Consider the following 20596-nt stretch of genomic DNA (forward strand, 5'->3'; position numbering starts at 1 on the left):
GCCCGCCTTCGCTCAACGACCGTCCCGCGCGTTGAGGTCCGCGAGCATGCGGTTGTAGGCCGCGAGCTCCGCGTCTTCTTCGTCGTCGAAGTGCTCGACAGGCGCGGGTTTGACGGCGTCAACGGTAGTCACCGGTGCGACGGGAGGTGCAACCGGCTCCGGTGCGGAGAGAGCCTCGTCACGGCGCTGGCGCGCGAGACGGCGGAACCGCCACACCATGAAGAGGGGGAAGAGGCCGAAGAGCGGCCACTGGAGCACGTACCCGAGGTTCTGGAACGTGCCGCTCGCGGACTCGAAGCGCTGCCACTGCCACCACGCGAGCCCGCAGCAGAGGACCAGCGCCGCCAGACAGGCGAGCGCGATCAGCACACGCTGGGGAGTAAGGAGGCCGCGCACGACCTCCACACTACTGGGGTGAGGCCTCCTGTCAGGAGGCCACCCGTGAGGGGGTAGCGCGCCACGGGAGCGCGCGTGCCCGTTTGCGAGTGAACTTCGGGGCTGCCGATGCCTCGACAGCCCGCTTCTCCTACGCCACGCCGTCCCGGCGCTGCCTCTGCAGACGAGCAACGCACCAGGCCGCGGCCGAACCGCGGCGGAGGTGCTGGAGAACCGTCATCGGTCCCAGGCGCCTTCCGAGGTCGGCAGGCGTGAGGCCGGCGGCGCGGTAGTCGAGCGCGCGCTGGTCCAGCGGGCTGATGCCCGCGTCCCACCACTGCTCGGCCTCGGCGACGTCGCCCACCAGCTGCCAGTAGCTCGCCGCGGCGGCGAGCAGTGCCTCGGGTGCCTCCGGCGCCCGCTTGCGCATCGCGGCCACGTAGGCCGGATCCGCCGAGTCGACCTTGACCAAGCCACGCGGCCCACTCCTGCCTCCCCGCTGCACGGGGATGCCGGGCGCCGAGGGGGGAGCCTCCGCGAGCCACGCGTTCTTGATCCGGTTCACCTCCTGCATCTCTGCGTCGTCAGACCGTTCAGCCGCCCACTGCTGCAACAGCTCGTGGACCCCGGAGTCCTCGACCATCCATGCCTCCTCGTCGGTCGGGGATCGGCCATTGCAGCGGAAGGTATTCGGTAGGTCTGACAATCGCCAGACCCTGAATCGCCAGAACACCCGTTACCAGTGCGTGATTGGCCTCATTCCACCCGTCCGGCTCAACGCGGAGGGCCGAGGATCACCGAGGGTCACTAGGCGACGGGGGTGGCCGTCCCGAAGAGGCTCCTGACGAAGGTGATGATCGACTCCGCACCCTCGCGCAGCCAGCCGAGGGCCGTCTGGACCCCCGACGCGGACTCTTCCGGCTGGGTGATCAGGAGGAACAGCACCAGCGCGACGCCCGCCAGCACCAGCACCTTCTTGAGGTTCACAGGTCCCTCTCCGTCCATGTCGCTCACAGGTGGGGCGGCGAACCGCCCGTGTCACCCGACATGCTCCCTCATTCACCCGTGCGATGAACAACCACCACGCCAGGCGGGGCGGCGGATCCACCGCCACCGCACGTCTGCACCGGGCCTGTTGTCACCCGAATGGCGGCTAAAGCCGCCGGTTTCCAGCGCCGATGTCCTGGGCACGAGGTGAGCGCGAGGACCCTCGAATCCCACAGCTTGGACAAGACACAGGTGCACCGGGCCTCACCCGGATGCCGAATGCCCGGCATCACGCTCCGTCACGGCGTGGTGTCGTCATTAATGCGCCTCCGACCGTTCACGCAATTGCTCCAGCCCGCCGCAGTTCCGCAATTCGGTCTTCCGCCACACCCATGTTCGCGAGCACTTCCGCGGTGTTCGCCCCGACCGGCACCGGAGGGGTCGGAACCGCCGCCGGGGTCCGGTCGAACCGGGGCGCCGGCGCCGGGTGCCGCACACCGGCGACGTCCACGAAGGTGGCGCGCTCCGCGGTGAACGGGTGCTCCGCCGCCTCGGCCGGGGTCAGCACCGGCGCCAGGCAGGCGTCCGTGTCCCGCGCGAGGTCGGCCCACTCGTCCCTGGTGCGGGTCCTGACCGCCGCCGCGATGTGTTCGCGCAGCTCAGGCCACCGGGCCGGGTCGTTGCGCGACGGTGCGTCCGCCAGCCCCAGCACGCGCACCAGGTCGGCGTAGAACTTCTCCTCCAGCGCGCCGATGGCCACGTACCTGCCGTCCGCGGCCTCGTAGACGTCGTAGAACGGCACCCCGCCGTCGAGCATGTTCTCGCCGCGGCCACCGGACCACATGCCCGCGTTGCGCATGCCGTGCAGGAACGTGGTGAGCAGCGCGGCACCGTCGACCATGGCCGCGTCCACGACCTGGCCGCGCCCGGACCGCTCCCTCTCGTACAGCGCGGCGAGCACGCCGAGGGCCAGCAGCAGCCCTCCCCCGCCGAAGTCACCCAGGAGGTTGATGGGGAACGACGGTGGCCCGCCGGCCCGGCCGAGCGGTTCCAGCGCGCCCGCGACGGCGATGTAGTTGATGTCGTGCCCGGCCCGGTCGGCCAGCGGCCCGTCCTGGCCCCACCCGGTCATGCGCCCGTAGATGAGGCGCGGGTTGCGGGCCAGGCACTGCGCGGGCCCGATGCCGAGCCGTTCGGTGACGCCCGGCCGGAAGCCCTCGACCAGCACGTCCGAGCGTTCGACCAGGGTCAGCACCAGCTCGGCGCCCTCGGGCGTGCGGGTGTCGACCGCGATCGAGCGCCGGTTGCGGCCGAGGAAGTCACCGGGGACCGCCGGGTGGGCGCCCGGTTTGTGCACCTGGACCACGTCCGCGCCGAGGTCGGCGAGCACCATGCAGCCGAACGGCGCGGGCGCGAGGCCCGCGAGCTCGACGACCTTCAGCCCCGCGAGCGGCCCGCTCACAGCGACCTCGCGATGATTTCCTTCATGATCTCGTTCGTGCCGCCGTAGATCCGCTGCACGCGGGCGTCGGTCCAGGCGCGGGAGATCGGGTACTCGTTCATGTAGCCGTAGCCGCCGAAGAGCTGCAGGCACTCGTCGACGACGCGGCTCAGCCGGTCGCTCGCCCAGTACTTCGCCATCGCGGCGGTCGGCACGTCGAGCTCGCCCTTGAGGTGCTTCTCGACGCACTCGTCGATGAACGCCCTGGTCACGGCCGCCTCGGTGGCGCACTCGGCGAGCTTGAAGCGGGTGTTCTGGAACTTGATGAGCTCCTTGCCGAACGCCGTGCGCTCCTTCACGTACTTCAGCGTCACGTCGACGGCGGCCTCGATGCCCGCGATCGAGGCGACGCCGATGATGAGGCGTTCCTGCGGCAGCTGCTGCATGAGCTGGACGAAGCCCATGCCCTCCTGGCCGCCCAGCAGGTTCTCCGCGGGCACCCGGACGTCGTCGAAGAACAGTTCGGCGGTGTCCTGGCCCTTCATGCCGACCTTGTCGAGCACGCGGCCGCGCCGGATGTCGTGCTCGACCACGAGCAGCGAGATGCCCTGCGCGCCCTGACCGGGGTCGGTCTTCGCGACGACGACCACGAGGTCGGCGTGCACGCCGTTGGTGATGAAGGTCTTGGAGCCGTTGATGACGTACTCGTCGCCGTCGCGGATCGCCTTCGTGCGGATGGACTGCAGGTCCGAGCCCGCGCCGGGTTCCGACATCGCGATCGCGCCGACGTACTCGCCGGACGCGAGCTTGGGCAGCCAGCGGTGCTTCTGCTCTTCGGTGCCGTAGGAGTTGAGGTAGTGGGCCACGATGCCGCTGTGGACGCTGTTGCCCCACGAGCTGTCGCCGGCACGTGCCTGTTCTTCGAGCAGAACGGCCTCGTGTGCGAACGTGCCGCCACCGCCGCCGTACTCCTCGGGGATGCTCAGGCACAGCAACCCGAGCTCGCCCGCCTTGGTCCACAGGTCGCGGTCGACCTGCTTCTGCTCGGCGAAGCGCTCCTGGTGCGGCACGACCTCCTTCTCCATGAACGTGCGCGCGAGCTGGCGCAACTGGTCCAGGTCGCTGTCCATCCACCGCGATCGACGCTCTGCCATGCGGTCAACGAAACCACCGGCGGGTGGCCGACGCCATGACCGCCGCGCCTGCCCGTCACCCGAAAAACTGAGCGAAAAAACCACCTCGGTCGGTCAGACTGCCCGGTGTGCGGATTCACCGGGTCAGCCAGGACGACTGGCGGGTGTGGCGTGACGTGCGGCTGGAGGCGCTGGCCACCGACCCCGGCGGCTTCGGGTCGGCGCTGGCTCACGAGCAGGCGTTCACCGAGGACGACTGGCGGGAGGCCGTCGAGCGGGGGCTGAGGCTCATCGCGTTCGCCCCGGAGCCGGTCGGGCTGGTCGGTGCCACGCCGAAGCCCACCGGCCTGCACCTCTGCTCGATGTGGGTCAGGGGCTCCCACCGCGGCCGCGGCGTCGGGGAGGCGCTGGTGGACGGCGTGCTGGCGTGGGCTGCGGACGAGGGCTGGAAGGTCGTGCGGCTGCGCGTGTACGAGGACAACCTGCCCGCACGCAGGCTTTACGGGAGGCTCGGGTTCATCGACTGCGACGAACCCGAGCACATGGAGCTCCTCCTGAGCTAATCGGTCACCCTCCACGGTCATGGCCAGCGCCAGGAGCCGGGCTTAGCGTGGGTGCCATGAGCGAAGCCTTGATCTTCGACGCGGTGCGCACGCCGCGCGGCAAGGGCAAGCGCGGGTCGTTGCACAGCGTGCGGCCCGTCGAGCTGGCCGCCGGTGTCCTGCGCGCGCTGTCCGAGCGCAACTCCCTGGACACCTCCTCGGTGGACGACGTCGTGTTCGGCGTGGTGTCCCCGATCGGCGAGCAGGGCGGTGACATCGCCCGCGCGGCGGTGCTGGCCGCCGGGTGGGACCAGCGTCCCGCCGGTGTGCAGCTCAACCGGTTCTGCGCCTCCGGCCTGGAGTCGGTGAACCTCGCGGCGGCCAAGGTCGCGTCCGGGTTCGAGGACCTGGTGGTGGCCGGTGGCGTCGAGTCGATGTCGCGCGTGCCGATGGGCTCCGACGGTGGCGCGTGGGCGATCGACCCGGCCACGAACTTCGACCTGTCGTTCGTGCCGCAGGGCGTGTCGGCCGACCTGATCGCGACCCTGGAGGGCTTCTCCCGCACCGACGTCGACGCGTGGGCCGCCCGGTCGCACGCGAAGGCGTTCGAGGCGCAGAAGAACGGCTTCTTCGAGCGGTCCGTCGTCCCGGTCGTCGACCAGAACGGCACGGTGGTGCTCAAGGAGGACGAGACGATCCGCCCCGAGTCCACCGTGGAGTCCCTCGGCAGGCTGAAGCCCAGCTTCCAGTTCCACGGCGACCTCGGCTACGACACCGTCGCGATCGACCGCTACCCCACCGTCGAGCGCATCAGCCACGTGCACACGCCGGGCAACTCGTCGCAGATCGTCGACGGCGCCGCGGCCATGCTGATCGGCTCCGCGGCGGCCGGCCGGGCGCTGGGCCTCACCCCGCGCGCGAAGATCGTGTCCGTCGCGGTCGTGGGCACCGAGCCGACGATCATGCTGACCGGTCCGGCCCCCTCGGCGCGCAAGGCGCTGGACAGGGCGGGGCTCTCGGTCGAGGACATCGACCTGTTCGAGGTCAACGAGGCGTTCTCGTCGGTCGTGCTGAAGTTCCTGCGGGACATGGACGTCCCGGAGGACAGGGTCAACGTCAACGGCGGCGCCATCGCGCTGGGCCACCCGCTGGGCGCGACCGGCTGCATGATCCTCGGCACGCTGCTGGACGAGCTGGAGCGCCGGGACCTGCGCCGCGGCCTGGCCACGCTGTGCGTGGGCGGCGGCATGGGCATCGCGACGATCATCGAGAGGATCTGAGGTGCCTTTCCACTACGACAAGGACTCCGACGGCATCGTCACCCTGACGATGGACATGTCCGGCTCCGCCAACGTGATGAACGACGAGTACCGCGAGCTGATGGGTGACGCCGTCGCGAAGCTCGAAGGTGACGACATCACCGGTGTGGTCATCACGTCCGCCAAGAAGACCTTCTTCGCCGGCGGCGACCTGAACGTGCTCATCGCGATCACCCCGGAGAACGCCTCCCAGGCGCTGGAGGGCGTCGAGGAGCTCAAGGCGCAGCTGCGCAGGCTGGAGAAGCTCGGCAAACCGGTCGTGGCCGCGATCAACGGCACCGCGCTCGGCGGCGGGTTCGAGATCGCGCTGGCCGCGCACCGCCGGATCTTGCTGAACGACAACGGCATCCGCGTCGGGTTGCCGGAGGCGACGCTGGGCCTGCTGCCCGGCGGCGGTGGCGTGACGCGCATGGTGCGGCTGCTGGGCGTGCAGAAGGCGTTGCCGTTGCTCATGGAGGGCAAGCAGCTGCGGCCGGAGCGGGCGCTGCAGGCCGGGATCGTGCACCAGCTCGTGGACACGCGCGAGGAGCTGGTCTCCGAGGCCCGTGCGTGGATCAAGGCGAACCCGACGCCCGTGCAGCCGTGGGACGTGCAGGGCGCGGGTGTGCCGGACCTGAAGTTCGGCGACCCGAACAGCTACGGCCTGCTCGGTGCCGCACCCGCCGTGCTGCGCAAGAAGTCGCACGGCGTCTACCCGGCGCCGGAGAAGATCATGGCGACGGCGGTCGAGGGCGCGTACGTCGACTTCGACACCGCGTTGAAGATCGAGGGCCGCTACTTCGTGGAGCTGGCCTCCGGCCAGGTCTCGAAGAACATGATCACGGCGTTCTGGTTCAACCTCAACGAGGTCAACGGCCGCGCGTCCGCCACGGGCAAGCGCGTCGCCAAGCTCGGCGTGCTGGGCGCGGGCATGATGGGCGCCGGGATCGCCGAGGTGTCCGCGAAGGCGGGCATCGAGGTGGTGCTGAAGGACGTCAGCCTCGAAGGCGCTCAGAAGGGCGCTCAGGGCCTGGCGGGCATCACGCCGACCGACTCCGACGACGACCTCGCGGGCTGCGACCTCGTCATCGAGGCCGTCTTCGAGAACCGCGAGCTGAAGAACGCGGTGCTGCCCGCCGCCGAGGCGAAGGCGTTGCCCGACGCGGTGATCGCGTCCAACACCTCGACGCTGCCGATCACCGGTCTCGCGTCGTCGGTGTCCGCGCCGGAGCGGTTCATCGGCCTGCACTTCTTCTCGCCGGTGCCGAAGATGCGGCTCGTGGAGATCATCCGCGGCGAGAAGACGTCCGAGGAGACGTTGCAGCGCGCCCTGGACTACGTGCGGCAGATCGGGAAGACGCCGATCGTGGTCAACGACTCGCGCGGCTTCTACACCTCGCGGACGTTCGGCACGTACGTGATCGAGGCGATCACGATGCTGGCCGAGGGCGTGGCGCCGGCGCTGATCGAGAACGTCGCCAAGAAGTCCGGCATGGCGGTCGGCCCGCTCGCGGTGTCGGACGAGGTGACGCTGTCGTTGCAGCTGAAGATCCACGACCAGACGCTCGCCGACGACCCGTCGCTGGTGTCGGACAGCCCGGCGTACGACCTGATCCGCGAGATGGTCTCGCTGGGGCGCACCGGCAAGTCCGGTGGCGCGGGCTTCTACGAGTACCCGTCCGACGGCTCGAAGAAGTTCCTCTGGCCAGAGCTCACCACCCGGTACGCGAAGGCCGACGCGGGCGTGTCCGAGCAGGACGTGCGCGACCGGCTGCTGTTCGTGCAGGCGCTGGAGACCGTGCGGTGCCTCGACGAGGGCGTGCTGACCTCCGTGGCGGACGCGAACATCGGCTCGATCTTCGGGTTCGGGTTCGCGCCGTGGAGCGGTGGCACGCTGCAGTTCATCAACTCGTTCGGCGTGCAGGCGTTCGTGGAGCGGGCGGACTACCTCGCGGACACCTACGGCGAACGGTTCCGTCCCCCGGCTTCGCTGCGGGAGCGCGACAGGTTCTGAGCAGGTTGCCAGATGTCGTGCCTGTGACGCCCCAAGTTCCCGCCCCTGGCTCTGCTGGCGTCTGCAACGAGGGGCGGACGAGATTTCTGGCACCAGGGGCTCAGGCGCGGTAGGAGCCGGGTGAGGACCCGGTCCACCGCTTGAAGGCCCGGTGGAAGGCGCTCGCCTCGGAGAACCCGAGGCGCAGCGCCAGCTCCTCCACCGACTCACCGCCGCGCACGAGCGACGCCACGGCCTGGTCGCGCAGCAGCTGTTCGCGCACCTCGCGGAACGACGTGCCCTCCGCGGCCAGCCTGCGCCGCAGCGTCGGCGCGGAGATGCCGAGCCGTGCCGCGACCGCCTCCAGGCCCGTGACCCCGCTGCCGAGCAGCCTGCGCACGTGTCCGGCCGTGTCGGCGCCGTAGTCCCTGCGCGACAACAGCTCCGCCGGCGAGTGCCGCAGGAACCGCTTGAGCGCCGCCTCGTCCTGCACCACCGGCATCCGCAGGAACCGGGGGTCGAAGCTGATCGTCGTGTCCGGTGCGCCGAACGCCATCGGGCAGCTGAAGATCAGGTGGTACTCCCCGGCGTGCGCGGGCTCGGGGTAGGCGAAGGTGGCCTGCCGCAACGGGATGCGCCGCCCGATCAGCCACGACGAGAACCGGTGCCACAGCACGAGCAGCGACTCGGTGAGGAAGTGGTCGGGGTCGCCGGGGACGTGCAGCCGGAAGGTGCCGCCGGTGAGGGCGAGGTCCAGCGGCTCGTCGAAGAGCGAGTAGAACGCGAGCCCCCTGCGCAGCGCCGACTCGAGGTCGGGGCAGTGCACGGCCAGCAGGCACATCATGGCGAAGGTGCCGCGTTTGGACGGTCGTGGGCCGAAGCCCATGAACTCGTCGTCGAGGACCTCCCACAGCGTCTGGACCAGCCGCGTGTACTGGGCCGGCGTGACGCGCGCCCGGTCGTCGGCGAGCAGCGAGGCGGGGACCCCGGCACCGGCGAGCACCTCGTCCGCGCGCGGGCAGGCGCGCAGGGCCGCTCGCACGTAGTGGATCGCCACGGTCCGGGTGTGCACGAGCCACAGTAAAACGCCTGCGGGCCACCGGCGGTGGCGCGACCCCGGGGAGAGCCGGGGTCGTGCCACCGCCGGAGAAGGCCCACCCGGTGAGCCGTGCTCCTCACCGATGGGGCTGACCGCCCACCCACCGGCAAGGGACGATGTCGTGATCTCACAATGACGCTATGTGGTCTAGACCACAAAAGTCAATAGTGCGAACAGAGCAGGCGGGAGCGGGTGTTTCAGGCCTGTTCCAACGGTGCTACGGCAAAGCCCGCGGAGAAGCGCTTGCACCAGATCACGACACTCCGAATGGTGGAGACGTCGACTCCGGCCGGAATTTCGTACACCTGGTCGCCACGATTTCCCTTCAGCTTGCCGAGACTGGTGAATCCCTGTCCGAAGGTCTTCTCCGCCGCGGTGGACGCGTGCGGCGAGAGGTAGACGTACAGGTCGGGGCCGTCGCTGGTGGCGAGCGCCGCGAACTGCACGGAGTGCCCGCCACCAGGCAGTTCGACGAGGCTGGCCCGGCCGGTGGTGGCGTGTTCGAGCGACCGCCATGCGCCGGTGGCGACCTCTCGCGGCGTTTCGACCGGCGGGGGTGCGACGGGAGTGGCTTCCGCACTCGTCCCGGACGTCGTCATCGGCGCGGACGAGGTGGGTCCCGCGGGAACGAGGAGCGCCTCGTTCGTTTCGCGGGTCGTCAGCAGGCGCCACGGCTGGAACAGGTACAGGCCGACCCCGAGCGCGACCACGAGGACGAGTGCGACGGGGATCAGGAATCGACGATGGCGCATACCGAAATACTGGCGCAAATCGGACCGGTAAGACCTTACTGAGTTGTTAAGGCGGCACGGTCGACGCTGGCCTCCCCCTGTGCGCGCGTTCAGGTCCGCGTCACTCGATGGAGCAGTTCGCCGAGGTGTTCACCTGCTCGGGTGATGCTCCGGCGTGGCGCCTGACCGGAACCGTGCTGGTGGCAGGGCTTGCGGGGGCCGGTCCGGTGCTCGCCCGGACTGCGGTCCGCTGACGGCGGCCACTCAACCAGGGGCGTCAGGGCGCCGATAAGGCAGTCAGGTGAGCGTTCTCCTGCGCCCTTACTACCGGTAGCCTGCCGTGAGCGTGACCACCTGACTTCCATCCGTGAGCAATTGAGGAGGACTGCCGTGCGCGCACTGTGGGCCGCTGGCGGCTCCGCTGTGCTCGGCTCCGCGTTGCTCGGTGTGTTGGTGGGTATGGCCATCCACGGTGTCTCGGAAGAGGCCCCGTCGGCCGGAACACCCGGTTCCAGCTGGATCACCACCACCCCGAGCACGTCACTGAGCAGCACCGAGACCACCACGCCGTCGAGCAGCGCTCCGCCGAGTCCTCCGAGCTCCACGTCGAGCACGCAGCAGACGCCCAGGAAGACCACCCCGCCGCCGGCCGTCACCAACCCGGCACCGCCGCCACCGGTGAGCACGACCACGACGACCACGGCGACGCCGTCGGGGTGGCCGTGCAGCCCGCTGAACCCGTTGCCTCCGCCCACCTGCAAGAACCCGGGGTGAGTCCGCGCGCCCCGCTCAGCCGGGGCGCGCACTCCCCTGCTGGTCAGGCGGACTCGCGCCGCACCAGCGCCGTCGGCAGCATCTCCTGCTTGCGCTTCACCGTCTCGTCGCGCAGCAGCTTCATCAGGTGCGCGACCATGTGCTTCACCTGCGAGTCCGAGTCCTGGCGCACCGAGGTCAGCGGCGGCACGGTGTGCTCGGCGATCGCGATGTGGTCGTCGAACCCGACCACGGCGACGTCCTCCGGCACCCGCTTCCCGGCCTCGTTCAACGTCTCCAGCGCACCGGCGGCCATCAGGTCCGACGCGACGAACACGGCGTCGAGCGCGGGCACCTTCGCCAGCAGCGCCGACATGGCCTTCCGGCCGCCCTCGCGGGTGAAGCCGCCGTCCTCGGTGAGGCGGGCCGCGGCCTTGTCGTCCAGCTTGAGCGCGGACTTGAAGCCGTTCAGCCGGTCGATCGCCGACAGCTCGTCGAGCGGGCCGGAGACGTGCACGATCTTGCGGCGGCCCAGCGACTTGAGGTGCTCGGTCGCGAGGACGGCGCCGCCCTCGTTGTCGTTGTCGACGAGGTGCATGCCGCGCAGGGAGCCCCAGGGCTTGCCGGCGTAGACCACCGGCAGCGGTAGCTTCTTCACGATCGAGACCAGCTCGTCGTTGCGGTGCGGGGCGAACACCAGCGCGCCGTCGACGTGGCCGCCCGCGAGGAAGCGGTGGGCGCGGGCCTGGTCGTCGAGCGAGTGGACGAGCATGAGGACCATCTGCACGTCGACGTCGGCCAGCGCGCGGGCGCCCGCGCGGATGAGGCGCGCGAAGTGCGGGTCGTCGAAGATCTTGGGTTCGGGCTCGGAGAACACGACGGCGACGGCGCCGGTGCGGCGGGTGACCAGTGCCCTGGCCGCGCGGTTGGGTTGGTAGCCCAGCGCGTGCACGGCGGCGTTCACGGCCTCCAGTGCCTCGGGGCTCACCCTCGGCGACGCGTTCAGCACCCGTGACGCCGTGGCGCGGGAGACCCCTGCCCTCGCGGCCACGTCCTCCAGCGTCGGTCGCGCGTGGTTGGACACGAGCACCACCACTCCTCGATGAAAAGCCTTTGAGTCGCTGGTCAGCTTAGCCGCAAGCGATCTCGGAGGAGGGTTTCCGCGTTTTTCAGCGCGTTTTTTCCCCAATAGCGGCCACTTTCGGCGGATCGGGCGTGCTTCCCCGTGGCGCGATGGAGACCCGGACCAGTCCGTCCTCCCGGCGGGTCGCAACGGGCAAACCGGCGGAAACGGCCGTCCGCACCAGAGCGGTCGACGAAGGCAGGCACCACGCCACGAGCTCCCGACAGCCGAACAGCTCCGCCTCGGAAGCCAGTGCGGACAGCAGCGCCGCACCGACGCCACGGCGTTGCCACGCGTCCTCCACCAGCAACGACACCTCCGCGCAGCCCGGCAGCCCGGTGCGGATGAGCTGCCCCAGCGCGATCAGCCGGTCACCGTTCTGCACCACGGTCGTGGTCCCGCGCGAGGGGCTGAGCAGGCGGTGCAGCCAGCGCCGCGGCACGGTGCTCATCCCGGAGTGGTAGCGGTTGAACAACGTCCCCATCGAACATCTGCCGTGCAGCTCGGCGACGGCGTCGGTGTCCGCGGCCGTGCCCGGACGCAGCACCAAGTCCTCGGTGAGCACTCCTCGCATCATGCGAACCAGGATCGCCGGGTGCTGTTGCGGGAACGCGACACCGCGGTAAAACGATCCAGAAAAGCCCGGGGTCGCGAAATGGGGGGAATTGTCGCGCGTCCCCGGCGAACTCCGCCGTCCTGGCCAGTGACGCCGAGCGGCCGGAAAAACGAGAGAGCGCTCTCACCTGCGGACGGGCGTGTCCGCGGGTGAGAGCGCCAGAGTCCCCGGTCCGGCCGAGCGGTCAGACCGCGTAGCCGTGCGCCGGCAGGCCGTTGTTCCCGATGATCCGGGAGAACGTCGCCGCGCTCTCCTTGACCGTGCGCTGCTGCGTCTCGAAGTCGACGTGCACGATGCCGAACCGCTGCGAGTACCCGGCCGCCCACTCGAAGTTGTCGAGCAGCGACCACGCCAGGTACCCGCGGACGTCCGCGCCTTCGGAGATGGCCCGGTGCACCGCGCGCACGTGGTCCACCAGGTACCTCGTGCGCTGCACGTCCACGACGCGACCGAGCTCGTCGACCTCGTCCGGGAACGCGGAGCCGTTCTCGGTGACCACCAGCGGGATGCCGTCGACGTGCTTCGACAGCCGCACCAGCAGCTCGGTGAACGCGTCGGCGTTCTGCTCCCAGCCGAAGCCGGTGAGCTCACCGCGCGGCGGTTGCAGCGCCACCCCGCGCAGGCCTGCGTGCGGGCCCTCGGGCACGAAGTCCTCCTCGGCCGGTGCCACGCGGGTCGGGTTGTAGTAGTTGACGCCGATCCAGTCGACCGGGGTCGCGATGGTCTCCATGTCGCCGTCGCGCACCACGTTCGTCCAGTCGCCCAGCCAGGCGGTGTCCTGCAGGACGTCCAGCGGGTAGCCGCGGCCGAGCACCGGGTCGAGCAGGATGCGGTTCTGCAGCCCGTCGACCTTGCGCACCGCCTCCAGCGACGCCTCCGAGGAGTCGTCCGCCCAGATCGTGCTGAAGTTCAGCACGAGCGACAGCCGGTGTGAGGCCGGGGCCTGGGCGCGCAGCGCCTGCGTGGCGAGGCCGTGGGCGAGCAGCAGGTGGTGGGCCGCCTCCAGAGAGGCCACCGGGTCGGCCACGCCGGGGGCGTGGATGCCGTTGCCGTAGCCCAGGAACGCCGACACCCACGGCTCGTTCAGCGTCGTCCAGGCCTCCACCCGGTCGCCGAGCCGTTCGTGCACGACGGCCGCGTACTCCGCGAAGCGGTAGGCCGTGTCCCGGTTGCGCCAGCCGCCGAAGTCCTCCAGCACCTGGGGCAGGTCCCAGTGGTACAGCGTGGCCAGCGGCTGGATGCCCTTGTCCAGCAACGTGTCCACCAGCCGGTCGTAGAACGCGAGCCCGCGCTCCTCGACCGCGCCGCTGCCGCTGGGCTGCACGCGCGGCCAGGCGATGGAGAACCGGTATGCGGCCAGCCCGAGCGAGACCATCAGGTCCACGTCGGAGGCGTACCTGCGGTAGTGGTCGCAGGCCGGGTCGCCGCCGTCGCCGTTCAGCACCTTGCCCGGCGTGGCCGCGAAGGTGTCCCAGATCGAAGGCCCCCGACCGTCCGCTGTGGTCGATCCTTCGATCTGGAACGCCGCGGTCGCCGCTCCCCACAGGAAGTCCGGCGGGAAGCTCAGCACCTCCCGCTCGACCTCGACGTCCGAGTCGGTCGTCATTCACTCACCCCTTCACAGCACCCTGCATGATTCCTCCGACGATCTGGCGGGAGAGCAGGACGAAGATCGCGATGACCGGCAGTACGGCGAGCGACGCGCCGGCCAGCATCAGCGAGTAGTCGGTGTAGTAGCCGCTGGCCAGGGTCGACAGCGCGACCTGGACGGTCGGGCTGTCGTTGGGGTCCAGCACGATCAGCGGCCAGAAGAAGTCGTTCCACGACGTCATGAACGTGAACATGCCGAGCACCGCCGCCTGCGGCCGGACGGCGGGGAACCCGACGTGCCAGAACGTCCGCAGCACCGAGCAGCCGTCCACCCGCGCGGCCTCGATCAGCTCGTGCGGCACGGTCTCCTCGCACGCCTGGCGCATCCAGAACACCGCGAACGAGCCGATCAGCACCGGGACGATGACCGCCTGCAGCGTGCCGTACCAGTCCAGGTCCGACATCAGCATGTACAGCGGGATCACGCCCAGCTGCGTCGGCACCATCGCGGTGCCGAGCACGACCAGGAACAGCGAGTCGCGGCCCTTGAACCGCAGCCGGGCGAACGCGAAGCCCGCGAGCGTGCCCAGCACGACGTTCGAGATGGCCACGGTCGAGGCGACGATGAACGAGTTCTGCATGGCGAGCCAGAAGTCGACCGTGTCGAAGACGCGGGTGACGTTCTCGACGAGGTTGCCGCCGGGGACCAGCGGCGGCAGCTTCTCGCCGAGCACCGAGTTGTCCTTCGACGCCACGATGAACGAGTAGTACAGCGGGAACACCGAGGCGGCGAGCACCGCGACCAGGAACCCGTAGAGCAGCGGTCCGGCCTTCGTGCGAGTCATCGGCCGATCACCCCTTCGACGCGATGCGCCGCGTCAGCGTGAAGTTGATGACCGCGACCACCAGCACGACGAGGAAGAGCATCCACGCCACGGTGGCCGCGTAGCCCGCGTCGAACAGCCGGAAGCCCTTCTCGTACATGTAGAGCACGAGCGTCTGGAACTGCCGGTCGCTGCCGCCGGTCGAGTTGTTGGCCGCGAAACCGGGGTCGAACAGCGCGGGTTCGGCGAACAGCTGCAGACCGCCGATCGTCGAGGTGACGACGGTGAAGAGGATCGTCGGGCGGATCGACGGCACGGTGATCGACCAGAACATCCGCCAGCGCGAGGCACCGTCCAGGGTGGCCGACTCGTACATGTCCCTCGGCACCGACTGCATGGCCGCCAAGTACAGCAGCGCGTTGTAGCCGGTCCAGCGCCACATCACCATCGACGACACGGCGAGGTGCGAGGCCCACGTCTCGGCGCGCCAGTCGACCGGGTCGATGCCCACCAGGCTCAGCAGGTAGTTCACGATGCCGAAGTCGCGGCCGTAGAACTGCGCGAACACCAGCGCGACCGCGGCGACCGAGATGACGTTCGGCAGCAGCACGCCCGCGCGCCAGAACGCCCTGCCGCGCAGCCCCCGGTCGAGCAGCGCGGCCAGGCCGAGCGCGGCGAGGAGCTGCGGGACGGTGGAGAGCACGAACAGGCTGATCGTGTTGAACAGCGCGTTCCAGAAGTTCGGGTCGCCGAACAGCCGGCTGTAGTTCTCCAGGCCGACGAACCCCTGGTCACCGTCGATCAGCTGCCAGTCGTGCAGCGACACCCACGCCGTGTACAGCAGCGGGTAGAGCCCGAAGACCGCGAAGACCAGGAAGAACGGCGCGATGATCAGGTAGGGCGTGTACCTGGCGTCCCAGCGGCTCAGCCCCAGCCGCCGGGGCTCGTTCGAGGACGGAGGAACCGAGGCGGCCCTGGCCGCCTCGGTCTCCGGACGCGTCAACGTCACTTGACGAGGTCCTGTGCTTCCTTCAACGCCTGCGTCCAGGCGTCTGCTCCGGACTGCTTGCCCTGCTCGACGCGCGTGAGCGCGGTGCCGAACACGGGGCCGACCTTCGAGTCCTTCGTGCCGCGGTAGGTGGGCTTGAGCGACTCGGCGGAGGTGGCGAAGATCTGGCCCACCGGCGCGAAGTTGAAGTACTCGTTGACCGTGGCCTGGACCTCGGCGTCCTGGTAGACCTTCGGCTGGCTGGGCAGGTTGCCGGTCTCCTTGAAGATCCGCTTCTGCTGCTCGGGCGCGGTCAGCCACTTGGCCAGCTCGTAGGCCTCCTTCGGGTGCTTGCCCTGCTTCGGGATCGCGAGGAACGACCCGCCCCAGTTGCCGCCACCGCCGGGCGCCGTCGTGACGTCCCACTTGCCGGCCGCACCGTCACCGGCACCGGCCTTGATGAGCGCGAGCGCCCAGGCGGGGCAGGTGGTGGTGGCGAACGAGCCCTGCTTCAGCGCGACGTTCCACTCCTGGCTGAACGGCTCCAGCGCACCGGTCTGCTGCTTGGTGCCGAGCGCGGCCGCGGTGTCGAACGCGGTCTTGACCTTGTCGTTCTTCTCCGCGATGTAGGAGTCGTCCTTCGCGAAGTAGCCCTCCTCGGTCTGGTCGAGGATGGCCTTGTAGACGTTGCGACCGGTGTCGACGAACTTCACGTTCGGCGTCTTGGCCGTGAACTGGTCCGCGACCTTGGCGTAGTCCGCCCAGGTCGGCCACAGCTTCGCGACCTCGGCGCGGTCGGTCGGCAGGCCGGCCGCGGCGAACAGGTCGCTGCGGTAGCACAGGCCCAGGCTGCCCATGTCGGTGCCGAGGCCCAGGACGAACTCACCGTTGTCGGCGGTGCCCTGGTTCCACTTCCAGTCGGCCCACTGCGACTTCAGGTCCTTGGCGCCGTACTCGGCGAGGTTCACGAACTTGTCCTTGGAGGCGCGGAACTGCGAGATCACGCCCTCCTCCAGCGCGACGATGTCGGCGGCACCGCGACCACCCGCCAGCTGCGTGGCGAGCTGCGTGTTGTGCTGCTCCATCTTGACCTTGCGCTGCTCGATCTTGACGTTCTGGTGCGAGGCCATGTACTCCTCGATCAGCTTGTCGTAACCGAAGTCGGAGAACAGGCCGAGTGACAGCTCGACCTTGCCGTCAGCCTCGGAACTCCCGCCGCATCCCGCGACCAGAACCATCACGAGGGTCGCAGCAGCGCTGCCGACCAGCCTTCTGTTCATCCGTCCTCCTCGACGGCGCCGTTGGCGCATGTGAACCTCGGTGAGAGCGCTCTCACACTCAACTGGAGACGCGCCGGTGTCAAGCGGTCGACATCGTTCCGTAACTTTGTGGACAGGAGCAACAAAAACCTGGGACGAACTCCCGCGGCGTCTCAACCGGGTGGCGCGGAAGCGCCGGAACGGAGAGAGGGACGACCGGGCCCTCGCTCCGGTCGTCCCTCTCACCCCAGGTAGAGGGCGTCGCGCCCAAAACATGACGCGCGCTCCCAAGATTTTTTCCACTCCCGCCCGTCCCCCCTGCTGGGTGGGCACGCGGGGCCCTTCCGTGCACCAGGAGAGTACGAAAGCTCCCCGCGTGCACTCGACACAGCGGAGGTCCGGTGCCCCGAGTGCACCGGACCTCTGCCGATCCCCGGTCGTGCGGCCCCTGTTCCGCACCACCCGGTCCGTTCCGGCGGGTCCCCGAACTCACCCGGCCGGAACGGACGTCCTACGCCTCCGCCATGCCCGCCACCACGGAGTTCTTCGCCGCCCGGCGGGCCGGGAGGGCGGCCGCGACGACCGCGGCGACCACGGCGAGGCCGAGCATGATGCCGATCTGGCCGTACGGGACGGAGAAGCTGATCTGCAGCTCCGAGTTGGAGATCGCCTGGACCAGCAGCCACCCGAACCCGGCGCCGAGCACGACGCCCACGACCGCGCCGATCAGCGCCATCAGGATCGACTCGACCACCAGCATCTGCCGCAGCTGGCCCCTGGTGAGGCCCAGCGCCCGCAGCAGCGCCGACTCGCGGGTCCGCTCCAGCACCGAGAGCGTCAGCGTGTTCGCGATGCCGAACAGCGCGATGACCAGCGCCAGGCCGACGAGCGCCCAGATGAAGAGCAGGATCTGGTCGATCTGGCCGTTGAGCTCGGCCTTCGTCTCCGCCGCCGAGTTCAGCACCGCGACCGGCGAGGTGGCGATGACGCGTTCCAGGTCGGCCCGCGCGGTCGCGACGTCGGTGCCGGGAGCGAGCTTGACCAGCAGCTTCTCGTAGCCCTTCGGGGCCTCGGGGAGCAGGGCCGTGGCCGAGGGCAGCGTGACGATGCCGGTGCCGTAGCTGTTGTCCTTGAGCAGCGAGACGACCGTGAAGTCCTTGCCGCCGAGCTTCAGCGACGACCCGATCGAGAGGCCCGCTTCCTTGGCCTCCTTCTCGCGCATCGCGATCTCGCCGTCCTTCAGCGGGGTCAGCGGCCCGGTGGTCGTCTCCGCCCGCACCAGCGAGCCGATCGCGTCCGCCGGGTAGCCGGTGACGTAGGCGTAGGGCAGCTGCGGCGACTCGGTGGACGCGGTGAGCTGCGGCGCGACCTGGGCGACGGTGCGGACCTTCGCGAGCTCGTCGGCGAACTTGGAGGTCAGCGGCTGGCTGTAGACGCTGGAGCTGACCTCGTAGTCGGACGGGAACCGCTCGTCGACCTTCTTGCTCATCGTCTCGCGGCCGCTGCCGGCCACCACGGTCACCATCGCGACGATGGTCACGCCGATCATCAGCGCCGCCGTGGTCGCGGCCGTGCGCTTCGGGTTGCGGCCGGCGTTGGCCGAGGCCAGCTTGGCCGGGACACCGCGCAGCACCTTGCCGAACAGGCGGTTGACCGGGCCGACGTAGAGCGGGCCGAGGAGCAGGACCGCGAGCAGCAGCACCATCGTGGCACCGCCGGTGATGAACATCGCCAGCTCTTCCTCCTCCTGCCGGAGACCGAAGTAGACGGCGACGCCACCGGCCAGCGCGATCAACGCGGCGAGGACGATGCGGACCTTGCCGGTGCGGGCGACGTCGTCGTGGCTGTCGGGCTGCGAGCGCAGCGCGGCCACCGGGGCGACCTTCGTGGCGCGGCGGGCCGGCAGCACGGCCGACAGCACGGTCACGACCACGCCGACACCGAAGCCGGCGGCGATGGTCACCCACGAGATCGGCAGGCGGATCGCTACGTCGTCCCCGCTCGGGCCGCCGACCGTGCCCACCAGTGCCTGCAGGCCGGCCGAGACGCCGAGACCACCGAGGATGCCGAGCACGGACGCCGCGAGGCCCATGAAGACCGCTTCGGCGAGCACGCTGCGGAACACCTGGCCGCGTTCGGCACCGACGCAGCGCAGCAGCGCGAGCTCCTTGGTGCGCTGGGCGACCAGGATCGTGAAGGTGTTGTAGATGACCATGCCCGCGACGACGAGCGAGATCGCGGCGAACGCGAGCAGGAACGTCTTGATCTCCGCGGCGGCGTCACCGACCTGCTTGAGCGTCTCCTGGGTCAGCTGCTCACCGGTCTGCACCTGGTAGCTCGCGCCGACGACGCCCTTGATGGTGTCGACGAGCTGCTGCTGCGACACGCCGTCCTTCGCCACGGCGACGATCTCGTACACGCGCTGCTTCGGGATGACCGTGCGCAGGCCCTCCGGCGACACCACGACGTGGTCGCTGCCGGACATCGAGAGGCTGCCGGCGCCCTGCTGGTAGGTGCCGACGACGGTGAACGCGTGCTCGGCGTTGTCCTCGTCGAGCAGCTTGACCTGGTCACCGACCTTGAGCTTCGCGATCTGCGCGGTCTTGGTGTCGACGGCGGCCTCGTCGGCCTTGGCCGGGAACCGGCCGTCCCTGAGGTTGAAGTCGCGCAGCGCCTCCGTGGTGGGCAGCGGCTGCACCAGTGCGTTGCGGGCCTTGCCGTCACCGCCGAGCAGCGCGGCGCTGCCGAACTCGCGGGAGTCGGCGCCGGCCACACCGCTGGCGGCGCGGATCTTCTGCAGGAAGTCGACGGGGATGCCGTTGTCCCGGTCGGGGCTGTTCTCCGACAGGTGCACCGCCGCGTCCACGTTGCGGGCGCTGCGGGCGAAGTTGTCCCTGGTCTGCTCCTCGACGGCGTCGCCGAGCACGAGGGTGCCCGTCACGAACGCGACGCCGAGCGCGATGGCGATGCTGGACAGCACCAGCCGCGCCGTGCGGGCGCGCAGGCCCGCGAGGATCGTCTTCAGCATCGCTTCACGCCCCCAGGTGCGTGAGGGCGTTGACGACGGACTCGGTGGTGGGCTGGTGGATCTCACCGGCGAGGCGGCCGTCGGCGAGCAGGACCACGCGGTCGGCGTAGCTGGCGGCCACCGGGTCGTGCGTCACCATGATCACGGTCTGGCCCAGCTTGCGCACCGACATGCGCAGGAAGTCGAGCACCTCGGCACCGCTGCGGGAGTCCAGGTTGCCGGTCGGTTCGTCGGCGAAGATGACCTCGGGGCGGGCGACCAGGGCACGGGCGCAGGCCACGCGCTGCTGCTGGCCACCGGACAGCTCGGTCGGGCGGTGGGTGAGGCGGTCGCGCAGGCCCAGGACGGTGACGATGGTGTCGAACCACTCCTGGTCGGGCTTGCGGCCGGCCAGTTCGAGGCCCAGCAGGATGTTCTGCTCGGCGGTGAGCGTCGGCAGCAGGTTGAACGCCTGGAAGACGAACCCGACGCGGTCGCGGCGCAGCTTGGTGAGGTCCTTGTCGTTCAGCTTCGTGATCTCGGTCTGTCCGATGTGGATCGCGCCGCTGTCCACCGTGTCCAGTCCGGCGAGGCAGTGCATCAGCGTCGACTTGCCGGAGCCGGACGGGCCCATGATGGCGGTGAACCGCCCGGCCTGGAACGCGACGTCGATCCCGTCGAGCGCCCGCACGGCGGTGTCACCCTTGCCGTAGACCTTCACCAGGTTGTGGGCCGCCGCGGCGGTCCGGGTGCCGACCTCGGACACCAGTGCAGACATGTCTCGTGCCTTCCTCGCAGGGGGTCTGTCCTTGACGAGGAAGAAGCTATTTCGGTGGC

The 20596-nt window shown here is 69.8% G+C and carries 19 protein-coding genes; 4 read left to right on the forward strand and 15 right to left on the reverse strand.

The window, feature by feature from the left end; translation table 11 throughout:
* Nucleotides 1-12 precede the first annotated feature (12 nt).
* From ACZ7CH_RS32570 to ACZ7CH_RS32590, 5 genes are all read right to left on the reverse strand, one after another.
* Nucleotides 13-396, reverse strand: coding sequence for a hypothetical protein (locus ACZ7CH_RS32570; protein WP_360390211.1), 384 nt, complete (start codon nucleotides 394-396; stop codon nucleotides 13-15).
* 130 nt (nucleotides 397-526) lie between these two features.
* The gene (locus tag ACZ7CH_RS32575; RefSeq protein ID WP_360390214.1) at nucleotides 527-1018 is read right to left on the reverse strand and encodes a helix-turn-helix transcriptional regulator; all 492 of its coding nucleotides are present in this window, start codon (nucleotides 1016-1018) and stop codon (nucleotides 527-529) included.
* A 164-nt stretch (nucleotides 1019-1182) separates the two neighbouring features.
* A complete protein-coding gene (locus ACZ7CH_RS32580; RefSeq protein ID WP_360390217.1) occupies nucleotides 1183-1362 on the reverse strand; it encodes a hypothetical protein in 180 nt (59 codons plus the stop codon).
* A gap of 337 nt (nucleotides 1363-1699) precedes the next feature.
* Nucleotides 1700-2824, reverse strand: coding sequence for a CaiB/BaiF CoA transferase family protein (locus tag ACZ7CH_RS32585; protein ID WP_360390220.1), 1125 nt, complete (start codon nucleotides 2822-2824; stop codon nucleotides 1700-1702).
* On the reverse strand, nucleotides 2821-3957 hold the full coding sequence (locus ACZ7CH_RS32590; protein ID WP_360390222.1) for an acyl-CoA dehydrogenase family protein: 1137 nt from the start codon (nucleotides 3955-3957) through the stop codon (nucleotides 2821-2823). The genes ACZ7CH_RS32585 and ACZ7CH_RS32590 overlap by 4 nt, the downstream gene beginning before the upstream one ends.
* 107 nt (nucleotides 3958-4064) lie before the next feature.
* Between ACZ7CH_RS32590 and ACZ7CH_RS32595 the strand changes: the two genes are divergently transcribed.
* The 3 genes from ACZ7CH_RS32595 to ACZ7CH_RS32605 are packed head-to-tail and all read left to right on the forward strand — an operon-like array spanning nucleotide 4065 to nucleotide 7790.
* The gene (locus ACZ7CH_RS32595) at nucleotides 4065-4499 is read left to right on the forward strand and encodes a GNAT family N-acetyltransferase (protein ID WP_360390225.1); all 435 of its coding nucleotides are present in this window, start codon (nucleotides 4065-4067) and stop codon (nucleotides 4497-4499) included.
* Between the two features lie 56 nt (nucleotides 4500-4555).
* On the forward strand, nucleotides 4556-5758 hold the full coding sequence (locus ACZ7CH_RS32600; protein ID WP_360390226.1) for an acetyl-CoA C-acetyltransferase: 1203 nt from the start codon (nucleotides 4556-4558) through the stop codon (nucleotides 5756-5758).
* Nucleotides 5759-5807: 49 nt separating this feature from the next.
* Nucleotides 5808-7790, forward strand: coding sequence for a 3-hydroxyacyl-CoA dehydrogenase NAD-binding domain-containing protein (locus tag ACZ7CH_RS32605; RefSeq protein WP_470375747.1), 1983 nt, complete (start codon nucleotides 5808-5810; stop codon nucleotides 7788-7790).
* Nucleotides 7791-7890: 100 nt separating this feature from the next.
* On the opposite strand, the gene ACZ7CH_RS32610 is transcribed toward ACZ7CH_RS32605, so the two are convergent.
* Nucleotides 7891-8841 carry an AraC family transcriptional regulator gene (locus ACZ7CH_RS32610; RefSeq protein WP_360390228.1) on the reverse strand — a complete coding sequence of 317 codons (951 nt, stop codon included), beginning with the start codon at nucleotides 8839-8841 and terminating at the stop codon, nucleotides 7891-7893.
* Nucleotides 8842-9065: 224 nt separating this feature from the next.
* The gene (locus ACZ7CH_RS32615) at nucleotides 9066-9578 is read right to left on the reverse strand and encodes a DM13 domain-containing protein (protein ID WP_470375708.1); all 513 of its coding nucleotides are present in this window, start codon (nucleotides 9576-9578) and stop codon (nucleotides 9066-9068) included.
* A gap of 411 nt (nucleotides 9579-9989) precedes the next feature.
* Here ACZ7CH_RS32615 and ACZ7CH_RS32620 point away from each other — a divergent pair, with 411 nt between their 5' ends.
* On the forward strand, nucleotides 9990-10373 hold the full coding sequence (locus ACZ7CH_RS32620; RefSeq protein ID WP_360390234.1) for a hypothetical protein: 384 nt from the start codon (nucleotides 9990-9992) through the stop codon (nucleotides 10371-10373).
* Nucleotides 10374-10416: 43 nt separating this feature from the next.
* Here the strand turns inward: ACZ7CH_RS32620 and ACZ7CH_RS32625 are convergent, their stop codons facing one another.
* The 8 genes from ACZ7CH_RS32625 to ACZ7CH_RS32660 form a co-directional block, all read right to left on the reverse strand.
* Complete coding sequence (locus ACZ7CH_RS32625) at nucleotides 10417-11442, reverse strand: LacI family DNA-binding transcriptional regulator (RefSeq protein WP_360390236.1); 1026 nt, start codon at nucleotides 11440-11442, stop codon at nucleotides 10417-10419.
* A 79-nt stretch (nucleotides 11443-11521) separates the two neighbouring features.
* Complete coding sequence (locus tag ACZ7CH_RS32630; protein ID WP_470370662.1) at nucleotides 11522-12052, reverse strand: GNAT family N-acetyltransferase; 531 nt, start codon at nucleotides 12050-12052, stop codon at nucleotides 11522-11524.
* Nucleotides 12053-12275: 223 nt separating this feature from the next.
* A complete protein-coding gene (locus ACZ7CH_RS32635; protein ID WP_470375709.1) occupies nucleotides 12276-13697 on the reverse strand; it encodes a GH1 family beta-glucosidase in 1422 nt (473 codons plus the stop codon).
* A gap of 4 nt (nucleotides 13698-13701) precedes the next feature.
* Nucleotides 13702-14526, reverse strand: coding sequence for a carbohydrate ABC transporter permease (locus ACZ7CH_RS32640; RefSeq protein WP_360390245.1), 825 nt, complete (start codon nucleotides 14524-14526; stop codon nucleotides 13702-13704).
* Between the two features lie 7 nt (nucleotides 14527-14533).
* Nucleotides 14534-15439 (reverse strand): carbohydrate ABC transporter permease, encoded by a 906-nt coding sequence (locus tag ACZ7CH_RS32645; protein ID WP_470375748.1) that lies wholly within the window; start codon nucleotides 15437-15439, stop codon nucleotides 14534-14536.
* Nucleotides 15440-15510: 71 nt separating this feature from the next.
* Entirely contained in the window at nucleotides 15511-16773 is a 1263-nt protein-coding gene (locus ACZ7CH_RS32650) for an ABC transporter substrate-binding protein (RefSeq protein WP_470375710.1), read from the reverse strand.
* A gap of 490 nt (nucleotides 16774-17263) precedes the next feature.
* On the reverse strand, nucleotides 17264-19780 hold the full coding sequence (locus ACZ7CH_RS32655; protein ID WP_470375711.1) for an ABC transporter permease: 2517 nt from the start codon (nucleotides 19778-19780) through the stop codon (nucleotides 17264-17266).
* A 4-nt stretch (nucleotides 19781-19784) separates the two neighbouring features.
* Complete coding sequence (locus ACZ7CH_RS32660; protein WP_360390253.1) at nucleotides 19785-20537, reverse strand: ABC transporter ATP-binding protein; 753 nt, start codon at nucleotides 20535-20537, stop codon at nucleotides 19785-19787.
* Nucleotides 20538-20596: the final 59 nt, after the last annotated feature.

The organism is Lentzea sp. NPDC037011 (assembly GCF_055607425.1).

What these genes read in the sequence shown, in the direction of transcription:
- ACZ7CH_RS32635 (WP_470375709.1), bottom strand. Translation starts at nt 13,697, where the DNA reads ATGACGACCGACTCGGACGTCGAGGTCGAGCGGGAGGTGCTGAGCTTC.
- ACZ7CH_RS32600 (WP_360390226.1), top strand. Translation starts at nt 4,556, where the DNA reads ATGAGCGAAGCCTTGATCTTCGACGCGGTGCGCACGCCGCGCGGCAAG.
- ACZ7CH_RS32655 (WP_470375711.1), bottom strand. Translation starts at nt 19,780, where the DNA reads ATGCTGAAGACGATCCTCGCGGGCCTGCGCGCCCGCACGGCGCGGCTG.
- ACZ7CH_RS32605 (WP_470375747.1), top strand. Translation starts at nt 5,808, where the DNA reads ATGGACATGTCCGGCTCCGCCAACGTGATGAACGACGAGTACCGCGAG.
- ACZ7CH_RS32650 (WP_470375710.1), bottom strand. Translation starts at nt 16,773, where the DNA reads ATGAACAGAAGGCTGGTCGGCAGCGCTGCTGCGACCCTCGTGATGGTT.
- ACZ7CH_RS32575 (WP_360390214.1), bottom strand. Translation starts at nt 1,018, where the DNA reads ATGGTCGAGGACTCCGGGGTCCACGAGCTGTTGCAGCAGTGGGCGGCT.
- ACZ7CH_RS32630 (WP_470370662.1), bottom strand. Translation starts at nt 12,052, where the DNA reads ATGATGCGAGGAGTGCTCACCGAGGACTTGGTGCTGCGTCCGGGCACG.
- ACZ7CH_RS32640 (WP_360390245.1), bottom strand. Translation starts at nt 14,526, where the DNA reads ATGACTCGCACGAAGGCCGGACCGCTGCTCTACGGGTTCCTGGTCGCG.
- ACZ7CH_RS32660 (WP_360390253.1), bottom strand. Translation starts at nt 20,537, where the DNA reads ATGTCTGCACTGGTGTCCGAGGTCGGCACCCGGACCGCCGCGGCGGCC.
- ACZ7CH_RS32590 (WP_360390222.1), bottom strand. Translation starts at nt 3,957, where the DNA reads ATGGCAGAGCGTCGATCGCGGTGGATGGACAGCGACCTGGACCAGTTG.